The 23117-nt window shown below is 37.9% G+C and carries 23 protein-coding genes; 18 read left to right on the top strand and 5 right to left on the bottom strand.

Annotated elements, in window-relative coordinates; all coding sequences use genetic code 11:
• The first annotated feature begins 39 nt into the window (after positions 1 to 39).
• The 5 genes from HMPREF0766_RS10060 to HMPREF0766_RS10040 all read left to right on the top strand — a co-directional run bounded on the left by HMPREF0766_RS10060 (position 40) and on the right by HMPREF0766_RS10040 (position 3026).
• Complete coding sequence (locus HMPREF0766_RS10060; RefSeq protein WP_002996403.1) at positions 40 to 615, top strand: CAP domain-containing protein; 576 nt, start codon at positions 40 to 42, stop codon at positions 613 to 615.
• Between the two features lie 214 nt (positions 616 to 829).
• Complete coding sequence (locus tag HMPREF0766_RS10055) at positions 830 to 1336, top strand: hypothetical protein (RefSeq protein ID WP_002996401.1); 507 nt, start codon at positions 830 to 832, stop codon at positions 1334 to 1336.
• A gap of 188 nt (positions 1337 to 1524) precedes the next feature.
• The gene (locus tag HMPREF0766_RS10050; RefSeq protein WP_002996399.1) at positions 1525 to 1812 is read left to right on the top strand and encodes a hypothetical protein; all 288 of its coding nucleotides are present in this window, start codon (positions 1525 to 1527) and stop codon (positions 1810 to 1812) included.
• 4 nt (positions 1813 to 1816) lie between these two features.
• Positions 1817 to 2122: a hypothetical protein gene (locus tag HMPREF0766_RS10045; protein WP_002996396.1), complete on the top strand. Its 306-nt coding sequence runs from the start codon at positions 1817 to 1819 to the stop codon at positions 2120 to 2122.
• A gap of 175 nt (positions 2123 to 2297) precedes the next feature.
• Complete coding sequence (locus HMPREF0766_RS10040) at positions 2298 to 3026, top strand: hypothetical protein (RefSeq protein WP_002996394.1); 729 nt, start codon at positions 2298 to 2300, stop codon at positions 3024 to 3026.
• A gap of 408 nt (positions 3027 to 3434) precedes the next feature.
• Here the strand turns inward: HMPREF0766_RS10040 and HMPREF0766_RS10035 are convergent, their stop codons facing one another.
• The gene (locus HMPREF0766_RS10035; protein ID WP_002996392.1) at positions 3435 to 4985 is read right to left on the bottom strand and encodes a M20/M25/M40 family metallo-hydrolase; all 1551 of its coding nucleotides are present in this window, start codon (positions 4983 to 4985) and stop codon (positions 3435 to 3437) included.
• Between the two features lie 913 nt (positions 4986 to 5898).
• Here HMPREF0766_RS10035 and HMPREF0766_RS10030 point away from each other — a divergent pair.
• The 3 genes from HMPREF0766_RS10030 (at position 5899) to HMPREF0766_RS10020 (ending at position 7906) form a co-directional block, all read left to right on the top strand.
• Positions 5899 to 6384 carry a hypothetical protein gene (locus HMPREF0766_RS10030; RefSeq protein ID WP_002996391.1) on the top strand — a complete coding sequence of 162 codons (486 nt, stop codon included), beginning with the start codon at positions 5899 to 5901 and terminating at the stop codon, positions 6382 to 6384.
• A gap of 159 nt (positions 6385 to 6543) precedes the next feature.
• The gene (locus HMPREF0766_RS10025) at positions 6544 to 7482 is read left to right on the top strand and encodes a polysaccharide deacetylase family protein (RefSeq protein ID WP_002996390.1); all 939 of its coding nucleotides are present in this window, start codon (positions 6544 to 6546) and stop codon (positions 7480 to 7482) included.
• A gap of 16 nt (positions 7483 to 7498) precedes the next feature.
• A complete protein-coding gene (locus HMPREF0766_RS10020) occupies positions 7499 to 7906 on the top strand; it encodes an NUDIX hydrolase (RefSeq protein WP_002996389.1) in 408 nt (135 codons plus the stop codon).
• Positions 7907 to 8010: 104 nt separating this feature from the next.
• Here the strand turns inward: HMPREF0766_RS10020 and HMPREF0766_RS10015 are convergent, their stop codons facing one another.
• Entirely contained in the window at positions 8011 to 9423 is a 1413-nt protein-coding gene (locus HMPREF0766_RS10015; RefSeq protein WP_037460061.1) for an alkaline phosphatase, read from the bottom strand.
• 155 nt (positions 9424 to 9578) lie between these two features.
• Here HMPREF0766_RS10015 and HMPREF0766_RS10010 point away from each other — a divergent pair, with 155 nt between their 5' ends.
• On the top strand, positions 9579 to 10919 hold the full coding sequence (locus HMPREF0766_RS10010; protein WP_002996387.1) for an OmpA family protein: 1341 nt from the start codon (positions 9579 to 9581) through the stop codon (positions 10917 to 10919).
• A 61-nt stretch (positions 10920 to 10980) separates the two neighbouring features.
• Here HMPREF0766_RS10010 and HMPREF0766_RS10005 read toward each other — a convergent pair whose 3' ends face one another.
• Positions 10981 to 12036: an outer membrane beta-barrel protein gene (locus HMPREF0766_RS10005; RefSeq protein WP_002996386.1), complete on the bottom strand. Its 1056-nt coding sequence runs from the start codon at positions 12034 to 12036 to the stop codon at positions 10981 to 10983.
• A 298-nt stretch (positions 12037 to 12334) separates the two neighbouring features.
• Between HMPREF0766_RS10005 and HMPREF0766_RS10000 the strand changes: the two genes are divergently transcribed.
• Both HMPREF0766_RS10000 and HMPREF0766_RS09995 read left to right on the top strand, forming a co-directional pair.
• A complete protein-coding gene (locus HMPREF0766_RS10000) occupies positions 12335 to 13639 on the top strand; it encodes an ammonium transporter (protein ID WP_002996385.1) in 1305 nt (434 codons plus the stop codon).
• A 102-nt stretch (positions 13640 to 13741) separates the two neighbouring features.
• On the top strand, positions 13742 to 14053 hold the full coding sequence (locus tag HMPREF0766_RS09995; RefSeq protein WP_002996384.1) for a hypothetical protein: 312 nt from the start codon (positions 13742 to 13744) through the stop codon (positions 14051 to 14053).
• On the opposite strand, the gene HMPREF0766_RS09990 is transcribed toward HMPREF0766_RS09995, so the two are convergent.
• Entirely contained in the window at positions 14050 to 14583 is a 534-nt protein-coding gene (locus HMPREF0766_RS09990; protein ID WP_002996383.1) for a lipocalin family protein, read from the bottom strand. The genes HMPREF0766_RS09995 and HMPREF0766_RS09990 overlap by 4 nt on opposite strands.
• A gap of 40 nt (positions 14584 to 14623) precedes the next feature.
• Here HMPREF0766_RS09990 and HMPREF0766_RS09985 point away from each other — a divergent pair, with 40 nt between their 5' ends.
• Together HMPREF0766_RS09985 and HMPREF0766_RS09980 are read left to right on the top strand one after the other, a co-directional pair.
• Positions 14624 to 15133, top strand: a complete 510-nt coding sequence (locus HMPREF0766_RS09985; protein WP_002996381.1) for a DUF4268 domain-containing protein — start codon at positions 14624 to 14626, stop codon at positions 15131 to 15133.
• Between the two features lie 42 nt (positions 15134 to 15175).
• A complete protein-coding gene (locus HMPREF0766_RS09980) occupies positions 15176 to 15964 on the top strand; it encodes a S1/P1 nuclease (RefSeq protein ID WP_002996379.1) in 789 nt (262 codons plus the stop codon).
• Between the two features lie 74 nt (positions 15965 to 16038).
• Here the strand turns inward: HMPREF0766_RS09980 and HMPREF0766_RS09975 are convergent, their stop codons facing one another.
• The gene (locus HMPREF0766_RS09975; RefSeq protein WP_002996377.1) at positions 16039 to 18009 is read right to left on the bottom strand and encodes a transglutaminase domain-containing protein; all 1971 of its coding nucleotides are present in this window, start codon (positions 18007 to 18009) and stop codon (positions 16039 to 16041) included.
• Between the two features lie 1040 nt (positions 18010 to 19049).
• On the opposite strand from HMPREF0766_RS09975, the gene HMPREF0766_RS09970 reads away from it, so the two are divergent.
• The 5 genes from HMPREF0766_RS09970 to HMPREF0766_RS09950 all read left to right on the top strand — a co-directional run bounded on the left by HMPREF0766_RS09970 (position 19050) and on the right by HMPREF0766_RS09950 (position 23113).
• The gene (locus tag HMPREF0766_RS09970; RefSeq protein ID WP_002996374.1) at positions 19050 to 19499 is read left to right on the top strand and encodes a GNAT family N-acetyltransferase; all 450 of its coding nucleotides are present in this window, start codon (positions 19050 to 19052) and stop codon (positions 19497 to 19499) included.
• 152 nt (positions 19500 to 19651) lie between these two features.
• The gene (gene lplA / locus HMPREF0766_RS09965; protein WP_002996372.1) at positions 19652 to 20635 is read left to right on the top strand and encodes a lipoate--protein ligase; all 984 of its coding nucleotides are present in this window, start codon (positions 19652 to 19654) and stop codon (positions 20633 to 20635) included.
• 82 nt (positions 20636 to 20717) lie between these two features.
• Positions 20718 to 22019, top strand: coding sequence for a hypothetical protein (locus HMPREF0766_RS09960; protein WP_002996370.1), 1302 nt, complete (start codon positions 20718 to 20720; stop codon positions 22017 to 22019).
• 165 nt (positions 22020 to 22184) lie between these two features.
• Entirely contained in the window at positions 22185 to 22517 is a 333-nt protein-coding gene (locus HMPREF0766_RS09955; protein ID WP_002996368.1) for a PadR family transcriptional regulator, read from the top strand.
• Complete coding sequence (locus tag HMPREF0766_RS09950; protein WP_002996365.1) at positions 22514 to 23113, top strand: HAAS signaling domain-containing protein; 600 nt, start codon at positions 22514 to 22516, stop codon at positions 23111 to 23113. The genes HMPREF0766_RS09955 and HMPREF0766_RS09950 overlap by 4 nt, the downstream gene beginning before the upstream one ends.
• Positions 23114 to 23117 lie beyond the last annotated feature (4 nt).

The following is a 23117-nucleotide window of genomic DNA, read 5'->3' as shown; positions in this document are numbered from 1 at the left end:
CCTGAAACAGAAGAACATCTACTATTAAAAACAATAAAAATGAACAAAAGGGGATTATTCATACTCTTAGGGAGTATTTATTTGGGTCTTTGTGCAATATCCTGTGAAAAATCAGCGGATATTAAAGAGACTGAAACACCCGGAGACCAGACGGGGACAGACAAAAACCAATCTAAAATTCAGACGAATCTTGACAATACACTTATTCTGGAACTGGTCAATAAAGTAAGAGTGGCTGGCTGTGAATGCAAAGACAAAGATACCAAAAAGGTGGATAAAATGCCCGCTGTACCTGCGCTGATCTGGAGTGAAAAACTGGCTGGTACGGCTGTGAAACATGCACAGGATATGGAAACCAGAAATTATTTTTCACACAACAGCCCCGAAGGGGAAACCTTTGGTCAGCGGTTAAAGAATAACGGATACAGTTACCGCCTTGCGGCAGAAAATATTGCCAGAGGACAGCGAACGGAAGCGGAAGTCGTGGAAGCCTGGATAAACAGCTATGGACACTGTAAGAACATTATGCTGGCAGATGTCAAAGAAATGGGGGCTGCCCGTTCACCCGGATCCGGTTTTTATTGGGTACAATTATTTGGAACCCAATTACAATAAAGAGAGAATAGCATAGAGGCATATCCTGCTGAAAATATAAAATGCTTATCATATAAGAAACGCACTACCCATCCGGTAATGCGTTTTTTGTATTGATTACATTGCATATAAAGCTTCTTTACAAACGAATAATAAAAGAAGCATAACGAATTTTGATTGAGCTAAACAACTTTACATAAGAAGTTGTTATTTGCGGTATAAAACTTAAAGAACTATGAAGACAACATTATTCTCAGCTATTATTGCTTTATTGGTATTGACCTCATGTGGCGGTAAATACGATTACGGATACAATGAAAAAATGTCCAGCCTGTTTCTCAGCTGTATGGAAAAAGTGGATGAGAGCCACGAAAAACTCATGAACGGAGAATACAATATCAGCAAAGCGAATAACGAAATCTCTTATGATATGGCTCTGAAAAATGCAAATGGCCTTATTAAATACACCAACCAAATAAAAACAGAAGCACAGGAGCTGACACATAGTGAAATCGCAAATAAATTTCACGATGCGTCGATTGCTTATATGACCGAAATCGGAGACGGATATGCCCCGTTACTCGTCAAATATATAGAAGAACAGGATAGTGTATCGAGAGAAGCTATTCGTAAGGAATTGATTCTCAAAAAGGAAAGTGTCGATAAGGCTGCAGACAAATCTCAAGAAGTGCAGATTGAATTTCTTAATAAAGCCGGGATCAAAATAAATACAGAAGGTTAAGAGTATCTTAGAAAAATAATCACAAATCTTTACTCCGAAGATGATTGTCAGACAAAAAATAAAATGGCATACTAAAAATGGATCTGAGGGAACTTAAAGTGTATGATGAAGATAGCAGATCGGAGAAATAATTCTGCAAAGGAAGATGAAATCCAGTTATACAGTGAGTGATAAAGTAATCGGGTGGAATGATTAGAAAAATCCTTTTCATCTTCTTGCTGGCAGTATATGCTCTTTTACTGCTTTTCTATGTGGGACTGGTGGTTCCCGAATATCTGGCCTGTACCGGATGTATGTATGAGGGAGAAAAAGGTATTGACATATGGGGAAGCGAGATTGATTGCTCCGGAGAGAGCCGCGCTGTTGGAGAAGGATTTTTTCAGCTTTTTTCTATCGTTGTTTCCATATACAGCATTTTGATCATTTTTATAATATACCGTATCAGACGATCAAAATTAAATACACAAAGATATTAACCCGATGAAATATATTGGTATACGAGTAATATTGCTGCTGTTGCTTTTAGTTGTTATCTATTACATGAGTGACTATATACAAGAATATACAGTTGTCGATGACGGAGATTATAATTTTGAAGGTGTAATTGCTTTCTTTCAGATGACCCTCGGTTTGGCAATTATCAGCCTTGGTCTGTTTATTTACGAAGCCTGTCGGTTTAATAAAAGGAAAGAACACAAAAAACGAAATGCAAGTCTGATTCTGATCAGTTTGATTTTGATTGTATTGATACTTTTTGCCGGATACTTTTTTGAGTTTGTTTATTAATTCTTGCGTATAAACAGCATTTGCCTTATTATTTCCTGTGTATATTACATATTCTTATGTAAGGGCTCTTATATTAGAAAACGTGGAAACAGGGAAATCAGAATATGGTATCTGTTAGGAGAAATAAACTGACGAGCTTCAGATACATGTAAAGATAATTTCAAAAAATAACAATATGCAGATGATTTTCATCATTGTAGGCGTCATGATAATAACTTTGGTCTTTCTCTGGAAGATCTCAGGTTTGGGTGTAAAAGAGGAAACGGTAGCCGGAGATTTTTATAAAGCAAACCGGGACTTTTTGTATAGTGAAAAGAGAGAACTCTATATAAAAAAAATGATCCGCAGATATCAGCAACTAAAATGGATTATCACCATAATTGTTTTAATTATAGCCTTTATTCCTTTTTTCATAACAGTATCAGACACCCTCAGTTTTAATGGGAGACTGGATGCAGAAAGGTATGATGCAAGAATGAGAGATAGTTATATATTGTTGGTGTGTATGTTAGGAATCGGGCTGTTGACTTGTTTTTTTAGCTGGATGATTTTCAAAAAGACTGTTCAGAACTATACAAAAGTTATAATGGAGCTGGATAATGCACATTTTGAAAAAATGATAAGCGTAAACAATCATCTGGGACTGGTCAATCAGTTTATGATGAATGCTCCTTTCATCATAGGATATTCCAATCTGTATGTATTTAAATTGGCCCGGATTCTTGTGCTCCCCTGGTCCGAAATCAAGTCCATCAAGATCACGAGTGCTCCCCGAAACGGTTATTATGTGCGTGTAAAAATTAAAGAGAAAACCTACTTTTTTACAGTCGGAGAACCGCAGATAGTCGTAATATTGGAGACAGAGGCCTTGAAATATAACCCTGACATTGAAGTTAGAATTTAATTTTCTACTTATAAAGGGTAGTTTAAGTTCTGATCCACAGTTACGCTATCCTTGTTAAGGAGAGAGGTTGATTTATGTAAGTTCAAAACCTCTCCTAATCCTTCCGACGAGTCGAAACAGGTCCTCCTTGAAACCTGAAAGGAGAGAGGATAGAGGATATCTTTAGTTATGATGAGTACTCATGGCTGCGTCTGTCGGTGTCCACACCGGCAGACCTATACAGGCACAAGCAATATGCTTGCGCCAGACAAGTGACAACGGTTAAGCCTGATTAATTTCTATCCTTGTTAAGGAGAGATGCCCGTAGGTAAGAGAGGTTAATCAATATACATTCAGGACCTCGCCTTAGTACCGGCAAGAAATAATATTTTATTAAATTCTCTTGAGCCTGCAATTTATGTATACTATCTACGGCATTGCATCATAATTTTTCATTATTGAAGAAAAATACTGAATCATACGGCCATAATTAGCGATGCTGATGTATTCATTAGTGCTGTGTATGCTTTGTCGTTCCGCTGAATTAATGGAAAAAGGAATAAATCGATATACATTATCACTTACAATTTCATACTTGTAGGCATCCGTTCCCCCTACAGTCAGGTAAGGTGTAATCAATACATGAGGATAGATTTCACGAATAGTCTTCTCCATCACTTCATATGCCTTTGTATTCGTTGCAGAAATTTTAGAAGCCTCACGAGTATTATCCACCTCTTCCACTTGTACATCGAATCCCTCACAAGCTTTTGCAATATGATCCTTTACTTCAGCTACCGTGTTGCCGGGTAATATTCTGAAATTGACCACAAATTCTACCTGTGGGGATAAGACATTTGTGCCGTCGCTACCCTCCATCATGGTAAGTGCCGTAGTAGTACGCACAAGTGCGTTTGTTGCATTATTGGAGGTTAATTTACTCAAAAGTACAGACTCAAGCAGCCAGCGGTTAGCAATAGCCATTCGCGCAGTAAAGCTCATATCTCCGCCAACGTTGGTAAAGAAATCTCCGATCACAGGCGTAATATAGGGTTTCATTTGATTTTCCTCGAGACGTTGCATAATGATCGCTGCTTTGCCGATAGCGCTCTGTAAAGGTGGCATAGAAGAATGACCACCCAGACCGCTAACTTTAATTCTGGCGGAAAGGAAACCCTTTTCAGCACAGCCGATCAGAGCTACGTCCGTATTTACACCTTCTACAGCGCCCTTTTGCATAATAATACCACCTTCATCATATACTGCATCAAAATGTAAACCTTTACGTTTGAAGTCAGCAGCAATCTCACTCGCGCCTTTACTTCCGCCTACTTCTTCATCACAACCAAATGCCAGATAAATATCCCGTTCGGGTACATAACCCCTTTTCATAAGAGCTGTCATACTTTCCAACAATGCAAAAAGCATACTTTTCATATCCAGTGTACCCCGGCCATATATACGTCCGTCACTGACGGCTCCGGAGAATGGGGCATAGGACCATTCTTTGGAAATCTCTGTTACAGCAGGTAATGGCTTGTCTTTTATATTGTAGATAAAAGTGGAATCATTGTTTTTGACAGGAGCATCGCCCGGAGGAACGACATCCATATGAGATAGAAACAGAATAGGTTTTAGTGAGCTGTTTTTGCCTTTCCATCGGAATACCAGTCCGTATTGATTATTTACAGTATACCGTTCAGTACCCTTATGCACTTCAGGGTAAGTCTCCTGTAAATATGCGATAAAGCGTTCAAAAGGTTCAAAGTTAAATGTTCCCATAGAGCCGGTAGATATTGTTGGGATTCGGATGCCCTGAGCAAAACGATATACCGCAGAGTCACTGACAGGTACAGTAGTTTGCGGATCTGTATCGGCTGAAGCCGGAATTTTTCCAAAAGGGTAAGTCATTGTTTTGACCACGACTATACTGATAAGAATAAGAAGCAGAATAAATAGGATAATAAAAACCTTTTTCATAGATCTGGAATTTGGAGAATACGGATACTATATGTTCTCAAGGAGTTGCATATCTTTTATGTATCATATGCTGCTCTGAGAGATAATCGATTATAATCAAATATAATAAAGTTCTCCTTAGGAAGACTACGACTTTTCATTTATAGTTATTCTCTCCTTGTTAAGGAGAGATGCCCGCAGGGCAGAGAGGTTGATTTATATAAGTTCAAGACCTCGCCCTAATCCTCCGACTAGTCCAAACAGGTTCTCCTTTAAACCTGAAAGGAGAGAGGATATCCTTAGTTATGATGAGTACTCATGGCTGCGTCTGTCGGTGCCCTCACCGGCAGTATGATATTCCGGTTTATCATTTGGGGGGACGCCAAATGACGTTGTTAAATAGCCTGGTTGATTTGAGTTTTTTAACCAGGACTTTTATATTTTGAGTATTAGAACCTCTCCCTAGCCCTTTCCTTAAAAATGAGAGGGAATAGGTTCAGCTTTTAAAAACTATTGTTTATATTAAAGATATTATAACTTTTGTCTGTTTATCTCCTTAGAAAGAAGAAGCAACCTTTTGTTTGATAGTTATTCTCTCCTTCCTAAGGAGAGATGCCCGCAAGGGCAGAGAGATTGGGGAATCAGGTTATGCTGTTCCGTTTGCTTGATCTCAATTGCTGGCGAGGACACCAGCAAACGCATGAGATGTTAAGTTGTTTGGTCTTATCTAACCCGCCAACTGCTTATATAGTTCTCTCCTTATTAAGGAGAGATGCCAGCAGGTCAGAGAGGGTAATTGATAAAATAATGTGCACATTATCAGTGAATTGTCACTTTGTCTTTTACTTCGATTAATCTTTTGCAAATAACAGACAGTCATAAAGAACAAAGAGTAAACACAAACATTAGAAAAACATTAAAGAGGGAGGGTTCCATGAAAAAATTACTTTACATTACATTGCTTATCGGAGGGATCTTCTCTTTCACTCCGTCTCAGGCTCAGGTTCGTATCAATGTCAATATCGGAAGTCAACCACTTTGGGGACCAGTAGGATACGATTATGTCCGTTACTATTATATGCCGGAAATGGATGTATATTATGATGTTGTGCATCGTCGCTATACTTATTACCATGGAAACAGATGGGTGACCAGAAGTAGTTTGCCGAGCAAATACCGTCGTTATAATATGTACAGAACGTATAAGGTAGTGGTAAATGATCACAACCCATGGCATCGGCACAACCATTATCATGAGCGCTATCATAGATACTCGGGTAATTACAGTCAGGTGAATTTAAGAGACGGTAGAGGTCGTTCGGATCGTCATGACCGGGATCGTTATGATCGTCACGATCGTAAGGATAACCATAAAGGAAATAAACACCGTGGAAAAAATAAAGGACGTCATCATGACTAATCCGCTTGTAAATTTATAATTTCATTAGCAAAGGAATCCTTAATCAGGATTCCTTTGTTGTTTTTTGAAACAACTTTTCTTTGAAATTAGATAAGTCAGATTTAATATGTTATTTTTGCGTAACTTTTATTAAAAAGTCTAATATAAAAATAATATTAAATGCGATTAATTGGAAATGTGGTGGCAGGAATGGCGCTATCAGTACTTGTTTTAAGTACTCAGTCCTGCGGAAATAATCAGTCTTCTCAAAAAACTTCTACTGTTGAACATCAGGATTCGGTAACAAAAAAGGAAGAGCATAATACCGAAAAAAAAGAGATTCAGACAAAAAAAGATACGTTAACCATAGATTCGGTTAAGAAAAAAGAGCCTGTTGATAAAGCTAAGCTAACTAAAGCACAACGAGACTCTATTAATGCGAAGCTTGATAGCCTTCCTAAGCATATCTACCTGACTTTTGATGACGGACCATTGATCGGAAGTTCAGCAATTGATTCCATTGCTACAGCAAAGAATATTAAGATTAATGTGTTCCTGATCGGTAAACACGCAAATATGAGTAAAAGACTCAAAAAAGATTATCTGAGATATTATAATAACCCCTTGGTTGATTGTTATAACCATAGTTATACACATGCCAATAACAAATTCAGTGTTTTTTACAGCAATCCGAATCACGCGTTTTCTGATTTTGAGAAAAATGAAGCTGATTTAGCCTTAAAATATAAAATTACCCGTATGCCAGGACGTAACATCTGGTATTTTAAAGACAGAAGAAGAATTGATTTACAGAGTGGTACAAGTACTGCAGATTTGCTTTATGCTAACGGATATGAAATCATGGGATGGGATGTAGAGTGGAAAATCCACGGACTAACAGGAAAGCCCGTGCAATCTGTTAATGAAATCTATCAGCGTATGAAAAACAGATTGAAGAAGAAAGATTCATTTACGGCCAATAATGTTGTGTTATTAATGCATGATGATATGTTCCAAAATCGAAAAGGGCAGAAATTGTTATCTGATCTTATTGACAGTTTAAAGTCTAACCCGAACTATCATTTCGAACATATGCGTGATTATCCGGTAAAATACTAATAGCGGGTTACGTCTTTTGAAGAAAAACAGAATCGAAATATGCGCTGCTATGGTGCTGAGTCCTGCAATGCAATTGTTGCTGGTTCGTAAAAAAGGATCTGAGTATTATCAGTTACCCGGAGGTAAGGTAGAAGAGGGAGAAACATTTGTCAACACTGTGTGCCGGGAGATAGAAGAGGAGATAGGGTTGACGGTAGTTGCGCAAGAGCTGCTTTTTCTGGGGACGCATGAAGCTGAAGCGGTAAATGAAGCTAATACAACAGTAGTGGGGCACGTATTCAAACTCATGTTATCTGAAATTAAAGAAGTGAGTCCGCAGGCTGAATTAGAAGAAGCGGTGTGGGTAGATCAGCATAATTACACGCAATACAGACTTGCACACCTGGCTGAAGAATTTGTTGTTCCAAGGTGGTTTCAGTTGTAAGGTTTGTAAAAAACATTCCCCTTGCATTCATCATGTATAAAAAGAACTGAAAATAAATAAGAAAAGCTCCTTTATGGAGCTTTTCTTATTTATAAAGTAAATACTCAATCCAGCTGAGCATTTAACAACTTAGCCACTTTTTTAGGAATATCTGTATTTTCCATTTTGTGGGTGAATAATTCACTGCCGCTTCCTATCGCAAATATCGGAATATAGCTTGCTGAGTGATTTCCGGAACCCCATCCCAGAGTAGAGGCATCATTTAATACTTTCACAGCCAGAGTCGCTAATTTATCGTCAGTAGCATAGAGACTTTTGGATTCCTGTGTCTCGTGGTTTACAAAACTGCGCAGATAGGTTTCATGCATATTTTGTTCATCAGCCTTGCTTACTTTGATGACAGACCATAGTCCGAGTTGATCCGAAAGCAATTGTTTAACCTCATCCCATGTTGTTTTAGGATTTGAGATTCTCAATTTGGAAATCTGTGCAGATAATTCACTTTGTGATTTTTTCTGTAATTCCAGATTTTTAAAAGATAACCTGGAGCTTCCTGTTCCAAGTGTCATTCCGCCGGTTTCATGATCGGCAGTAACAATGATCAGAGTTTCTTCCGGATATTTTTTATAGAAATCGAAGGCTTCCTTTACAGCTTCATTAAAATCCAACACTTCCTTTACTGCAGTTGCTCCGTCATTGGAATGACAAGCCCAGTCGATTTTCCCACCTTCTACCATCAGGAAAAATCCGTTGTTGTTTTCTTCTGTCAGCGATTCAATTGCTGCTGAAGTAATCTGTTTCAGTGTCAGATCATTTGGATTTTGATCAATTGCATATTTTAAAGATACCTGATCTGCTCCTTTGTTATTGGATAATATTATTTTTCCGGCTTTGTTTTTAAGCGTTTTATACTCCTGATAGCCTTCCACTAGAGAGTAACCTCCCTTTTGTAAGATTTGAGTAATAGGAGTTACTTTTTCCTTTTTGAAATTCTGTTCAGGTTTTAAGAATCCGGATCCTCCGAAAAAGTCAAAATCCGATTGGAGAATATCTTGTGCAATTTCGTAATACATATCCCGGTCCGGCTGATGAGCATAGAAAGAAGCTGGTGTAGCATGGTCTATACTTACACTTGTGGTGATGCCGACCTTCATGCCTTTTTCTTTAGCAAGGTAGGCAATGCTTTTTAAGGGTTTTGTTTTGGTGCTGTCCATACCGATCACACCATTTTTGGTTTTATTTCCTACAGCCAGAGCTGTGCCGCCGGCACCGGAGTCTGTTACACCGTTAGAAGTAGAGTAAGAGGTGGCAAAGGATGCAACAGGGAAGCCTGTAAATACGAGCGGTGAAATACCAATACGTCCTTCCCGTTCGGCAAGATACATTTCCGTAAGATTGACCTGATTTAAACCCATTCCATCACCGATCATAAAGAAAATGTATTTAGGTTTTTGTTGAGCAAAAGCCAGATGAAAGCTGAGGATGGATAATGCAAATAATAAGGATAGTTTTTTCATGTTATGAATCTGTGTATCGGTTTTCATTAATATAGAATGCTGTTGTCAAAGATAATGCATTAGTGTTAAGGTAATATTAAATGCTGGACCGGACCTGTATCAAACAAAATATCGTGCTGATTGTTAATTAGTTTATTAGACAATGGATCAATATTATGGAAAACAATCTCTTAAATAACGCAAAGGCATTCTTCAATGAAGATACACTTTCAAAGCTATCCGGGAAAGTCGGAGTAGATTCTGCCCAACTTAAGCAGGGAACAGATCTGGTCATTCCGACTTTGTTTTTAGGTCTGCAACGCGAAAATGAAAACGGATTAAATACTATTCTGGAACAAGCTAAGAGTCATTTTGGCAATTTTGATTTTCAGCAATGGTTTAATTCTGATGGTTCAGCTCCGGTCGGGGGAGCTGCTGAAGATGTAAATAGTCAGCATCCTGAACATCAGCACATATTGCAAAGCATATTCGGAGGTAAACTGGATACAGTAGTCTCTGCTATTTCCGGGTTTATCGGGATTAAATCAGATACTATTCAGAAGTTGCTGAGTTCGGCACTTCCTGCCGTATTCGCCAGTCTGACCAATAACGGTACCAACTGGAACGCAGCTAGTATTTCTAATCTGCTGAATGAGAATAAAAGTAATTTTGCGGCAGCGCTGCCTGCCGGATTAGGATTGGGCGCTTTTGGTAGCCTGTTTGCGGATTCGGATATTCAGAGTCCGGCTGTAGAGACGCGGATTCCTCCAGCAGATATTCCGGTTGTAGAACCTCCTGTACTCACTGTGCCGCCAGTCAATCCGGAGCCGGCTATTCATACACGTGAAGCTGTCAGAGAAGTAAAGAAATCAAGCGGGTTATGGTGGATACTGATACCATTGGTACTTGTGGCTCTTTGGTTTTTATTTGGTAAAAGTTGTGCAGGCAATGGTGCTGGTACATCTGATTCAACTTCCAATGGTCGTGACACATCGTCTATGACAAATCCGGCAGACTCATTGGGTGCAGCAGATGGTTTATCAAACAGAGAATCTGTAATTCTGAAATTACCTGACGGACAGGAGCTTCGGGCTTATCCGAGAGGGATAGAGGATAATCTGATTAAATTCCTGCAATCAGACTATAAGGCACTTCCGGATGATACACTTAAAAATAAATGGTTTGATTTTGATAATCTGAATTTTGAGACCGGGACAGCTAAGATATTACCTGCCAGCAGAGATCAGTTATTAAATCTGGCTGCTATATTGAAAGTATTCCCGGATGCGAAAGTTAAGATCGGAGGATATACGGACAAAACAGGGGATGAGTCATTTAACAAGAAATTGTCATTGGATCGTGCTAATGCTGTTAAAGTATTTTTAGATGAGCAGGGACTGGGAGCGCAGGTTGCAGGTACAGAAGGTTACGGATCTGAAATTGCGCGGTATCCGGCAGATGCACCTGAATCTGACAGGATCAAAGATCGCAGAGTATCTGTAAGTGTTCGTAAATAAGAACAGATATTTTAAATTTTATAGTAAAGGCTGTCAACATAGTGCTGACAGCCTTTGTTATTTAGAATGCATACACGAGTGCCATTGAAAACTGTCCTGCATTTTTTGTGGGACTTAGATCTTTTTTGACAAACATTTCGTTTTTGCTGTTATCGAATCGCACTTCAGGTATAAAAGAAAAACCCTGATGTCTGAGGTGGCCACTCAGTGTCGCTGACCATATTTCGTTTTCTTCAATAGCGAGTAAAGGAGCATCTTTTGTTTTGAAATATTCACCCCGTACACCTATACCTATATTTTCATTGATGTTTACTCTCGGATAAAGTGCAATTCCGGAATAGCCTGCATCACCTTTCTGATTGTAGTTGGTTGCATTGAGTCCGAGGGTGAAACGTGGAGAGAAACTGTAGTTTCCAACCAGATCTAGAAGTGTACCCGAACTGTAGTTTGCTACTCCGCCAACAGAAGAACCTGTCAGAAAATTAAGGTAGAAACTGGACGCTTCATTCGGGATGATGCTGAGTTGTGAACCAAAATGAGAAACTCCGTTAAAATCCTGATAAACATTCCAGTCATTAAAAATTCCTACCATTAGTGCTACTTTCTCAGAGAACGTATAGTTTGCTTTTAATCCGGCATCCTGAAACGGTCCGGCTCCGAAGAGGTAAGAAGTAGAATAATGGAAGTTGTTGGAAGGGCATATAACCTCATACCCTACAAATGTACCCATGAACCCGGCGGTCATGCTTAATTTTTCGGTCAGATCGTAGGATACATACAGATTTTGGATATGAAAGCTGTTGTTGTCGTCACCAGCCTGTCCATCTCCGTTCAGAATAGATCTGTACTGTCCCCTGGGTCCAAAGGAAAGCTCGCCTACGAAAGAAGCGCGACCTGTTTTCTTTTTCAGTGCCAGATCTACCATACCTATAGATACGGAATTATTGTCTTCTGTGAAGTAAGTTTTGATGTTAGGTTGGTTTTGGAAGTCATATTTCCAATACGTATCTACCGATCCTGAGATCTCGAGGCCTAATAATGTTGATTTTTCTTCTTGTGCGTTGGTTAAATTTAGAAATAGGTGGTAAATAATTGATAAAGTGATTAGTTTTTTCATGTTTTTAGTTTTAAATGGTTGATTTTTTAATTTTTTAAATCTAAAAACCCTTTTTTCATCTAATTTTAGTTTAAATAATTGGTGAATTTAATTTTGTTTTGTCTGTTTTGTGGTTTTTAATTAGATTTTTGGTTGATTTTTTATAAATGTATGAATATTATTTAAAATAATTTGTTGATTTATAAATATTTGCTCATATATTTGTTTTGAATTTAATTTTACATATCAATTTTTATCTGTTTTTCATCTAAAACCATTAATTATTAACAAAATTTGAATTAAAAACAATTAAAACATTATGAAAAAAACCGTTCCATTGATTATTTTAACAATTTTGGCCATTATAGGCTTGTTAACTCCCTCTATTGATGTGACTAATGTAGCAGATATAAAGATTGATTCCGGAGATACGGCCTGGCTATTGACATCTTCCGCACTTGTATTGATTATGACACCAGGTCTGGCATTCTTTTATGGTGGTATGGTGAGCAAGAAGAATGTAATCTCTACTATGATGCAGAGCTTTATCTGTATGTGTATTATTTCGGTATTATGGGTGATTGTCGGGTTTAGCCTTGCATTTGGCGATGATATCGGCGGAGTGATTGGCGATCCGCGTACTTTTTATATGATGAAGGGGATGCTTGGGAATGTTGCCTGGGGAGCTTTACCTACGGTCCCTTTGGTCCTGTTTGCCATGTTTCAACTCAAATTCGCTATTATAACTCCTGCTTTGATTACCGGTGCTTTTGCTGAGCGCGTGCGGTTCAATTCGTTTATGGTATTTATAATTTTGTTCAGTATTTTTATTTATATGCCTTTAGCGCATGCAACATGGCATCCGGAGGGAATACTTGCCAAATTCGGTGTTTTGGATTTTGCCGGTGGTACAGTCGTGCATATGTCTGCGGGATGGGCTGCATTAGCTTCGGCGGTATATCTGAAAGGAAGAAAGACCCCTACACATTCTCCGGCACGTATCAGTTATGTTATATTAGGTACAGCGTTGCTTTGGTTTGGCTGGTTTGGATTTAATGCCGGTTCGGCAGGAGCTGCAAACGGTCTGGCAGCATATGCATTTGCGACCACGACTACAGCTTCAGCTGTGGCAGCAATCGCATGGATATTTGTAGATATTATCAGAGGTAAGAAACCTTCTGCAATGGGTGCCTGTATAGGCGCTGTAGTAGGTTTAGTTGCGATTACACCGGCTGCAGGCTTTGTCAGTATTCCGCACTCGATCGTCATTGGACTTGTAGCAGCCCTGGTCAGTAATCTGGTTGTGTTTTTACGCAGTAAGACCAGCATTGATGATACGCTGGATGTATTTCCTTGTCATGGTGTGGGTGGTATGGTTGGTATGGTGCTGACGGGGGTATTTGCAAATAGTAATGTGAATAGTGTGGTTACTGCTAACGGATTGTACTTCGGGGAGACCAGTTTATTCCTGGCGCATGTGGTCGCATTGATCGCAGTTTCCTTATTTGCATTTTTCGGTTCTCTGTTACTAATCAAGATTACGGATCTGATCACACCTCTGCGTGTGCATGAAGAAGAAGAAAAACTGGGGCTGGATATTACACAGCATGATGAAGAGTTATAATAAGATATCCCAAACCAATTAACTATAACCCTAAATGTAATGGCATAGCTTAAGCTGTGCCATTTTTTGGTTAAGTACATTTTTTATTGCATTTTTGTCCTCATGAAAGATACGGTCTACGCAACGCTTAAATCTGATTTTGAAAAATTTATGCGCCATTCCATACATGTATCAGGAGCCTTTGGCTTTGATGTTTTTGGAGATTATGTGACTTCCGTACTTAATTTTTACGTAGGCAGTTCTGTATTGACACTGGACGAAAAAGTAAATGCTGCATTTTATTTGTGCCAGTTATATAATAAAGGGCTTAAGAATATGATGTCTGTTGCAGATATGAAAGAAATGTCTATCGAGTTTGCGAACGACCCTACTCTGGATTATACTGTGCTCAGTCCGATTTTTGACGGATACTAATCCTGTATTGTCCACACCAGTTTGTGGATTTCAAATCCACTTCTCAATGCAAAATCCAGATAAATAGATTTGATGTCTCCCGGAATTGATTTTTCCCTGGACAGAATCCACATGTAATTGAGATTATCACCAAATACTAAGGCATACTTATAATCAGGATCTATTTTCATAACATGGTAGCCTGCTGAAAAAGGAGGGAAGAAGCTGACTTTGAATGCACCTTCACTGTGATCCCGCATAAATTTAGCTTTGCCTATGCTTTTTTTCTGTTTCTGCTTACGCATATCGTAGCCTTCATTTACAACCTGAATACTGCCATCTTCATTAAGACTGTAATTTGCGGTCACATTTTTGAGATTTTTTTCCCACCGAAAGTCCAGTCTGGCTATTTCGTACCATTGACCCAGGTAACTGTCAAGATTAAAATTTGAGACTCCTCTGATATCCGATTTGACAGGCTTGAGTGCCTGGTATAACAATGTGCCAACAGCAGTGGCGGATAGAAGCAGTAGTGATTTTTTCTTGTCCATATCGTAACGTTTATATAATTATAACGTCGCGGACTTCGATATGTTTGAATTTTTCAATAGTTTTGAACAAAAATTACAGGGCTTTACATTGTATTCACGAGAAGAATCTAAACGGATCAAAGAAACATTCTGGACCAAATTTGGTCAATTTATGAGCTTACAGCCCAATAGTGAAGGTGCAAAAATCAATTGGATCAATTACCGCACCGGAATCAAGCATCTTTACTTCAGAATGAACGCAGATAAGCGAACTGCGGAGATCATGATTGAAATATCACATCCTGATACGGGTATTCGTCTGCTTATGTTTGAGCAATTTGAACAGTATAAAACGCTTTTGCATGCGGTACTTGGTGAAGAATGGAATTGGGAAAAGGACAGCTATGATGCAGACGGGAAAAAGATTTCCAGAATCTATGCTGCTGTGTCAGGCATCAGTATCTATAATGAAAATGACTGGCCGGAACTTATTTCTTTTTTTAAACCGCGGATAGCTGCATTAGATGAATTCTGGAATGATGCGCAATATGGTTTTGATTTGTTCAAATAGGAATGCCATATTATCTATACTTTTGCATATAAATTCAATACTATGAAGAAAATAATAAAATTGTTGTTGCTGCTGGCATTTTTTGCTCAGACATCATCGGTGTGGGGCTGGGGAATGACAGGTCACCGTGTAGTAACAGAAATTGCTGAACGCCACCTGACCAATAAGGCAAAGAAGAATATTGCCAAACTAATCGGAAAGCAACATCTTGCTTACTGGGCGAATTGGCCTGATTTCGTGAAATCTGATCATGCTTTTGATGAGACATCACCGTTTCATTATATCAATACAGAAGGAAATCTGACAAAGGAGCAGTTTGCTACGGCGCTGCAGCAGTCTCCTGATAACAACATCTACAAGCAGCTGATTCGTTTGTCTGCTGATCTGAAAGCAAAGGATAAAGGGCTGACAGAAATGCAGCAAAATCTTTATTTCCTGATCCATCTGATGGGGGATGCCCATCAGCCTATGCATGTAGGCCGACCGGCAGATCTTGGTGGTAATAAAATTGAAGTGATGTGGTTCGGGAAACCGGATAATATTCACCGTGTATGGGATTCCAATCTGGTAGATTATGAGAAGTATAGCTATACTGAATATGCAAATGTACTTGATATTCATACCAGACAGGAGAATCAAAGGCTGACAGATGGTGATTTTGCTTCGTGGTTATACGACACGCATATCGTAGCCAATAAGATTTATAAAGATGTGGAGCAGAATTCTAATCTGTCTTACCGCTATATATATGATAATAAGTATGTGGTGGAAGATGCCTTATTAAAAGGCGGCTTACGACTGGCGAAGGTACTTAATGAAATCTTTGGTTAAGCTGTTCGGTTACACTTGCTAAGTAAAAAAAGGGATGACTTCGTAAATTCACCCCTTTTTTTGTGCCTGCGATGTTATATTTTGGATACGGTTATTTCCAGTTTTTGTGACTGGATGATCCGGCTAAAGAACTCTTTAAGATCAAAATATTCTTCAGGTAAAAAGAATGGTTTATTGATCTGTGTGGCCACATTGATATGGAGTTTATTATCCTCCATCCTGGACGTGTAAAAATATCGTGCATCTTTATTTGGCAGAGACATGATAACATTCTTAGGCTTTTCTTTCAGTTGATATCCCTCTGGTAATTCTACTTCCATATTAAGCACTTCTTCTACGGTTGAACCGATATCGATTGGATAATTACGCTGCTCCAGATTAAAAGGATTTTTACTTGTCTTTCCAATAAAAAGCGGATTAAACAGGAAATCATTCTGATGTGTAGAGCAGAAGTTGTCTATTTCTATATCAAATGTTTCTACCAAAAAGTATTCTGTACTATCCACATGTGTAATATCTGATTTTAAGTAGTTTATTTTACTGTTGTTTTCTTCTACTTTTTCAAAGTACTCTTCCATTGAATTGTATTCTTTGATCTCTTTTCTTTTGTTATAGGCATCAAACCCGAGTCTTCTGATCTGCAGATTTCCTGTTAATTTTCCTTTGTCATCCAGTTTCCCTGTAAAATCATAGTAGACAGTAGATTTTTCTTTTGCTTTGAGTTCCACCCACTGGGATCCTCCTCCTTTTTGAAATAAGCGTCCCTGATAGTTGATACAGCGCAAAGGCAGACTGCCAAACGGAATAATAGATTCAGTAGCATCCAGATAATACACTGTCGAATCAATATTAACCTGAGCGACGACGTAATTGAAGTCCGAGAGGACAGGATTCGTAATGTTAGGGTAGCCATTCGCACGGGTAGAGAGTATTAGAGGGTTGGCATTAATGTCAGCTGCATTTAATGCAGCGATAAGAGCCAGATTTATGTCAGCGACGTTTCCGGATCTTTTCTCCAATGCATCTTTTATCCCTTTGTCGGTAAATAATCCGTTTGATTTATCCCATTTTATCTGCTTGTTGATATAGCTGTGGATGGCTTTGGCTTTTTCAAGCTCTGTTTTTTTGTCCGCTATAACAGATGGTAAAATGGCTTTGAAAAGTCCTTTTTTCTTGATCTGCCCCCCGAAATCTTCATCTGTAAACAGTTGTTTCTCCACATCTTCCCATGTTCTGGTGTAATTGTAGTTTGCACCCATAGGGATTCTGTAACTCGCCAGTTCAAATGATAGAGAAGAGCGCCAGTTGTCTGCAGAAGTCATGTAATCTTCATTGACAAAGGCCGGAATATTTTCCATTCCATATGTCGTTTTTGAACCGTGTACTTCTCCTATTTCACTACGCATGTCAGTATTGTAGTTTTCCTTAGTATGCCTGGAAATACTTAGCGAGCCTCTCATATTTTGGTTATAAATACAGATTTCAGGTATTTTAGAAACAAATTCACTGTATACTTTTGGTATATCATCCTGGAATTTCCACGTTCTGAAATTGTAGAGGAAAGGGGAATTAATCGTATACCGAAGTTCGATAATCGAGCCTTCCTGAATGTTGGGTAACGTTAGTTTGGTTAGCGCAACGGATTTTGTCGATTTCTCATTGAAAATTTTACTTTTATCCAGATCGTATTCAGCAATCTTCTCTCCGTTAAGATTATAGGTGACTCCTTTGATAGAAGATATGACTTCTTTTGAATTTCCGGATGTATACAGCGGGATAGTAAAATCAGCTTTGCTAAACCCTTCTTTAGTAAAGATTTTGGTCTTGATGTGATAGTAGAATTCAAGCATCAGACCTCCTTTTGCAGGATCGATAAGGATACTGGCATTTCCATATTCACGAAGAACTACTGCATTGGCATTGCTGTCAATCGTGTTTCGGTTAAAGTTTAGGTCTTCCTTAGTGATTTTTCCAAATGAAAAATCCTGAGCAAATCCTGATATGCTGCATAGCATAATTGCAGCAATACAAAATATTTTTTGCATGAAAAAAGGTCAATAGTTAATAATTCTGTCTTTATTGAGAAGCAGTAAAGATGTGATTTAAACTTTAAATATGCAAGGTTTGAATTAAATTTATTTTATTAGAAATTGTGTGATAATTGCTGATTAAGGAGTGAATGAAATACGGATAATCGTAAAAGATAAAGCTATAAAACAAAAAAACTTTAACAATCTCTTGTTAAAGCGTCATTCTTTCGAGGTTACTTTTTACTTAATCTTCACCTGAAAGATAATCATCACCATCAAATGTAAATTCTACTCCATCTGACAGGACCTCTGTTGCAAATAATTCATCTTTAATCATGACTTTTTATTTTAGTGTCCTTATTCTATTTATTAATACAAATCTACCATCTCATTATTAATTACCTATAAAGTGAAAATGATCAAATTGTTAATTGTGTTCTGTCGGTTTATTGTGGATTGTATGGTCCTGCAGATAGATAAGGTCAATCATGTTTTAGTAAACTGTTAAATATAAAATTCTGTAAAGTGATATCTATACCGAATTTCCTTTTGTTTTCGTTTAAAAAAATGAAATATTATTATGTTTGCAGGAAATATTAAAATAATGATTGTAGTGTTGACATTTTTTGCGGTTGTGATTGTAGTTTGTGTAGTTTCTATAGGATATTTATTGGTTAAAGGGGAGCAAACAGAACAAAATTAGTTCCTAAGTGGGGGATCTTCCAGCAAGTATCGGTTATTATAATTATCTTTTTAATTTGCGAATCCATTTCTTATTTCAGTATACTTTCCACGGTGTTTTGTGGCTGATAATAAATAGTTTGCAACAAACTTGATACATTTGAGTGAGTTCCGTATTTTAGTTGTGTTTTAATCAACTGATTATGGTACTACTTTTTATCCTGGGAACAGGATTTATAGCTTGTATTATTTATGCGGCTATCCTGATGTACAGGGATATGAACCATCATAATTTCTGATCATTATAAAGAATTTTATCTGTTCATCTCAGTAATAAATTCTTTATAATTGTGACTGTTTTATTTTATAGCCCTATGCAAATTATATCAGTACGAGAAAATCCCGAATATAAAGACACAGCTATCCGCTACCTGCAACAGTCATGGCCGGATATTTCACCCGTAATTTATGAAGACTGTATCGCTCACAGTATACATGCTCAGCAAGAACTGCCGCAGTGGTATTTACTGGAGAAGGATGAGAAAGTGATTGGATGTGCCGGATTGATCAGCAATGATTTTATTAGCAGAATGGATCTTTATCCCTGGATATGTGCCATTTATATTGCCGAAGAGCATAGAGGACATGCATACGCTACTTTACTGATTGATAAAGCAAAAGAAGATGCGCGTAAATTTGGTTTCCGCTATCTTAATCTGAGTACCGATCATATCGGGTACTATGAAAAGTATGGATTTCAATATATTGGTCAGGGATATCATCCCTGGGAAGAAGAATCCCGGATTTATCAGATCGAACTGTAGACTGCTGTTCTGTATTGATAATGTGGATAGAAGTCGCAATCATTTCCGGAATGATTGCGACTTTTTCTTTATGAGATGTGGTCACATCATCATTATTCTGTAAAGCGTGCGCTTTAGAAAAACTTGCTAAATTTGTTTAAATTGTACATATTATGATGATTATAGATTCACCTTCTACTAATGCTTATTTTAATATTGCTTCTGAGGAGTACTTGTTGTACAAATATCCCAAAGAAGATATTTTTCTGTTGTATGTCAATGCGCCCTCTATTATTGTTGGTAAGTTTCAGAATACGTTATCAGAGATTAATCTGGATTATGTCAGAGAGCAACATATTAAAGTGGTAAGAAGAATGTCCGGAGGGGGCACAGTATATCACGATACGGGGAACCTGAATTTTTCTTTTCATACGCTACTCGGTAAAAATGATTTCATGGACTTTTCTCAGTTTACGCAACCTGTCATTGCCATACTAAACAAGATGAATGTACCGGCGAGACTTGAAGGACGGAATGATTTGCTGGTCGATGGCAAGAAGTTTAGTGGTAATGCCAAGCTCGCCAAAAATGGGAAAATGATCCAGCACGGAACAATTCTTCTCAATTCTCAGATGAACGTACTGGTGGAGGCTATAAAGGTAAACCCGTTAAAATTTGTAGATAAAGCAGTTAAATCCAACAGAGCAAGAGTTACTAATTTAATAGAATATTTACCTGAAAATACAACTACTGAAATCCTTAAGCAATTGCTGATCGGCGAGATGCTGCAGAATAATACAGAAGCCAGTGTATATCAGTTTACGAAGGAAGATATAGCGGGTATCGAGAAGCTGGTGACAGAAAAATATAGTACATGGGACTGGAATTATGGATTCTCGCCTAATTATAACTTTAAAAAAGCTGTCAAAATACCCGCCGGATTTATCGAACTGCATTTGGATGTAGATAAGGGAATTATGGAAAAAGTAAAAATATTTGGCGATTTCTTTGCATCCAGGCCTATTGAAGAGTTGGAAAAGGTACTTACAGGTCAAAGGCATGATGTTGATCATATAGAAAAGCTGCTGTCTTCAACAGATCTTACAGCCTACTTTGGAAAGGTAAGTGTAGCGGAGATTCTGGAACTTTTCAAATAAAAACGGATCGCTTCCATATTCAGACAATCTGTTGTTAATTTTTGCTTTTGTTTTTATTTAGAATTATATCTAAATTTTACGAATGGAAGAAGTACCCTCAAATAAGCAAAAACATAAGAAAATACAAAAAGCGCTGCTTTGTGCCTTAGGTATAACAGTAGTGTATGGTATTATCATCTATTTTATACCCAAAGGTGGCCTTGACGGATTAGGCTATCTGTTGTTCACGCCTGTTGTTTTTATTGGCGGGTTTCTGTTTTATTATATTTTTGATTACTTCAGGTCTATACACAAACTGGCCTGGCTATTTTCAGTATCAGGTATCCTGTTGTTGTTCACGCTTTATAATTCCGGACTTTGGAATCTGGACATATGGCTGAGAAACCTGTTTCATTCCGATAAACTTCCTCCATCATATTCCGCATATCAGGATATCAATCAGCCGCCTTTGAAGTTTGGAAGCAGAACGATAACATTGCTGTACGAAAGTGAGGAGCGTATAGATCATTATCTTACTTCAAATAACGATCTGATTATCAAAAGAGAAAAGAAAGGTGAGGGGAATTCTGACCGTAGATTTACTGTGTATGAATTTACAAAACTGGATCCTTCAGGGAATATCTCCGGTACGTACAACTACATACAACACAACTATAGAGACCAGGAGGTGCTTTTTGAGGGCTATCTGATCAATGCAGATAAAGCTTATTACAAGACCTGGCCACTCGACGCGGATACCTCCCAAAAATCGATATCCATTCAAAATGAACATCTGGACTGGGACGAAGGCCGGCAGATTGAACTTTATCGTAGAATACAAGGTGATGCTTCTGTGTTTTATACAGATTATGACCATTCTCTGCGTAAGGAAGGTCAGGAAACAATCTACTTTCAAAAAATTGTGTACAAAATAGGTGAGGACTGGTTTATCTTTTTTGAGAATCTGAATGAGGATAGAAAAGGATATCCGTATGTACGGAGTAGGGGAAAAACTATCAATAACATATTTGGACATTTAGCTGAAAACGGACTTGACTGGGTAGATAATGTTAGTACAAATATAGAATCACAGTATTTTGAGAAGGTAAAACTGACCCGACTTACACATATTATCGGAGGTAATACTCCTGCTTCAAAATCTGACGAATGGTTAGGATATCTTTATACGAACCTGACTGTCGGTAAGGATACGTTGAAGTTTAAGGATGAATTTTATCTGGATGAGGAATGGAAGCAGACCCCTGTAGCCATCAATGGCCAGCTATTCGGTACCTTGAGCCGGCCGGATAATGATTTTTTTACGACCTATCTGTATTTCGAAAATAAAAATCTGCACTATAAACTGTTTACCAACAGTCTGAGAAAACTCTATATTATTAAATAACAGTTCCCCGAAACAGACATTATAACTGTAATTTTTCGCTGATAATATTAATTAATTAAAATTAATTCGTTGATAATCAACTGGTAACTGCTTTGTGCTCTCTTTTCAATATATAATTTAACATGGTACTTTGTTATACTATGTATTTTGTTTTATATTTGTTTGATGAATGAAGACTTTACTACTAAATGGATTTCCCAACTGAAAAAAGGCACACTGTCTTTTTTGGTGTTAAGTATTCTGAAAGATGAAAAGGAATATTACGGATATGATCTGATTAATGAGATAAAGAAGAAAACCAGTATTGAAATTGCTGAGGGTACACTTTATCCTTTGATGAACAGACTGAAAAAAGAAGAACTGGTCGAATCCAAATGGGTAGAGCAGGAGTCCGGTATTCCGAGAAAGTACTACAAGATCACGACTTTGGGATTAAGTACTGCAAGCGAAATGAAAATTTATTGGGACAACCTTAATACAACCATAAATCTAATATGAAATTTAAAGAGATCGCATTTAAGGATAAAAATTCAAAACGGATTTATCTGGATTATATATCCAGAATTCAGCAGGCTACAAAATCGCTTGATAAGACAAATCAGCAAGAGGTATTGCTGGAGATCAACAGTCATATTTACGAAAGTATAACAGATCCTGCAGCAATGGAAAAGGGGGAAGTGGAGCGCTTGCTGGATGTGCTGGAAAAGCTAGGACAACCGGAAATATTTCTGAAGCCTTTGGTAGCTGAAAAAAAACTTGAAGAAGCAACCAGGTCATTTAATCCTTTCCATATTCTGAAAGCGCTTATATTGAATATCGGTAACGGGATATCTTATGTGATCTTCACGCTGTTATATTTGCTGCTGTTTGGTTTTATATTCCTCATTGGTGCAAAGCTGGTAGACCCCGAAAATGTTGGCTTTTTCTTTAAGCCCAATGAAATTTTTATTCTGGGGTATTACAGAGAAAATGGAATCAGTTATCTGCAGTATGAGCAATTAGGCCATTGGTTTATTCCGGCTATGCTGCTGCTGGCAATTATTTTGTATGTGCTCATAACCTTACTACTTCGATTAAAAAGAATCCTTAAATAACTTA

The organism is Sphingobacterium spiritivorum ATCC 33861 (assembly GCF_000143765.1).
In the GTDB taxonomy this organism is placed as follows: domain Bacteria; phylum Bacteroidota; class Bacteroidia; order Sphingobacteriales; family Sphingobacteriaceae; genus Sphingobacterium; species Sphingobacterium spiritivorum.
Note: the sequence above shows the minus strand (reverse complement) of the source record. Positions and strands in the feature narration are given on the sequence as shown.

Coding starts and splice junctions, on each gene's coding strand:
- HMPREF0766_RS10060 (WP_002996403.1), top strand. CDS start 40: ATGAACAAAAGGGGATTATTCATACTCTTAGGGAGTATTTATTTGGGT.
- HMPREF0766_RS10055 (WP_002996401.1), top strand. CDS start 830: ATGAAGACAACATTATTCTCAGCTATTATTGCTTTATTGGTATTGACC.
- HMPREF0766_RS10050 (WP_002996399.1), top strand. CDS start 1,525: ATGATTAGAAAAATCCTTTTCATCTTCTTGCTGGCAGTATATGCTCTT.
- HMPREF0766_RS10045 (WP_002996396.1), top strand. CDS start 1,817: ATGAAATATATTGGTATACGAGTAATATTGCTGCTGTTGCTTTTAGTT.
- HMPREF0766_RS10040 (WP_002996394.1), top strand. CDS start 2,298: ATGCAGATGATTTTCATCATTGTAGGCGTCATGATAATAACTTTGGTC.
- HMPREF0766_RS10035 (WP_002996392.1), bottom strand. CDS start 4,985: ATGAAAAAGGTTTTTATTATCCTATTTATTCTGCTTCTTATTCTTATC.
- HMPREF0766_RS10030 (WP_002996391.1), top strand. CDS start 5,899: ATGAAAAAATTACTTTACATTACATTGCTTATCGGAGGGATCTTCTCT.
- HMPREF0766_RS10025 (WP_002996390.1), top strand. CDS start 6,544: ATGCGATTAATTGGAAATGTGGTGGCAGGAATGGCGCTATCAGTACTT.
- HMPREF0766_RS10015 (WP_037460061.1), bottom strand. CDS start 9,423: ATGAAAAAACTATCCTTATTATTTGCATTATCCATCCTCAGCTTTCAT.
- HMPREF0766_RS10010 (WP_002996387.1), top strand. CDS start 9,579: ATGGAAAACAATCTCTTAAATAACGCAAAGGCATTCTTCAATGAAGAT.
- HMPREF0766_RS10005 (WP_002996386.1), bottom strand. CDS start 12,036: ATGAAAAAACTAATCACTTTATCAATTATTTACCACCTATTTCTAAAT.
- HMPREF0766_RS10000 (WP_002996385.1), top strand. CDS start 12,335: ATGAAAAAAACCGTTCCATTGATTATTTTAACAATTTTGGCCATTATA.
- HMPREF0766_RS09995 (WP_002996384.1), top strand. CDS start 13,742: ATGAAAGATACGGTCTACGCAACGCTTAAATCTGATTTTGAAAAATTT.
- HMPREF0766_RS09990 (WP_002996383.1), bottom strand. CDS start 14,583: ATGGACAAGAAAAAATCACTACTGCTTCTATCCGCCACTGCTGTTGGC.
- HMPREF0766_RS09985 (WP_002996381.1), top strand. CDS start 14,624: ATGTTTGAATTTTTCAATAGTTTTGAACAAAAATTACAGGGCTTTACA.
- HMPREF0766_RS09980 (WP_002996379.1), top strand. CDS start 15,176: ATGAAGAAAATAATAAAATTGTTGTTGCTGCTGGCATTTTTTGCTCAG.
- HMPREF0766_RS09975 (WP_002996377.1), bottom strand. CDS start 18,009: ATGCAAAAAATATTTTGTATTGCTGCAATTATGCTATGCAGCATATCA.
- HMPREF0766_RS09970 (WP_002996374.1), top strand. CDS start 19,050: ATGCAAATTATATCAGTACGAGAAAATCCCGAATATAAAGACACAGCT.
- lplA (WP_002996372.1), top strand. CDS start 19,652: ATGATGATTATAGATTCACCTTCTACTAATGCTTATTTTAATATTGCT.
- HMPREF0766_RS09960 (WP_002996370.1), top strand. CDS start 20,718: ATGGAAGAAGTACCCTCAAATAAGCAAAAACATAAGAAAATACAAAAA.
- HMPREF0766_RS09955 (WP_002996368.1), top strand. CDS start 22,185: ATGAATGAAGACTTTACTACTAAATGGATTTCCCAACTGAAAAAAGGC.
- HMPREF0766_RS09950 (WP_002996365.1), top strand. CDS start 22,514: ATGAAATTTAAAGAGATCGCATTTAAGGATAAAAATTCAAAACGGATT.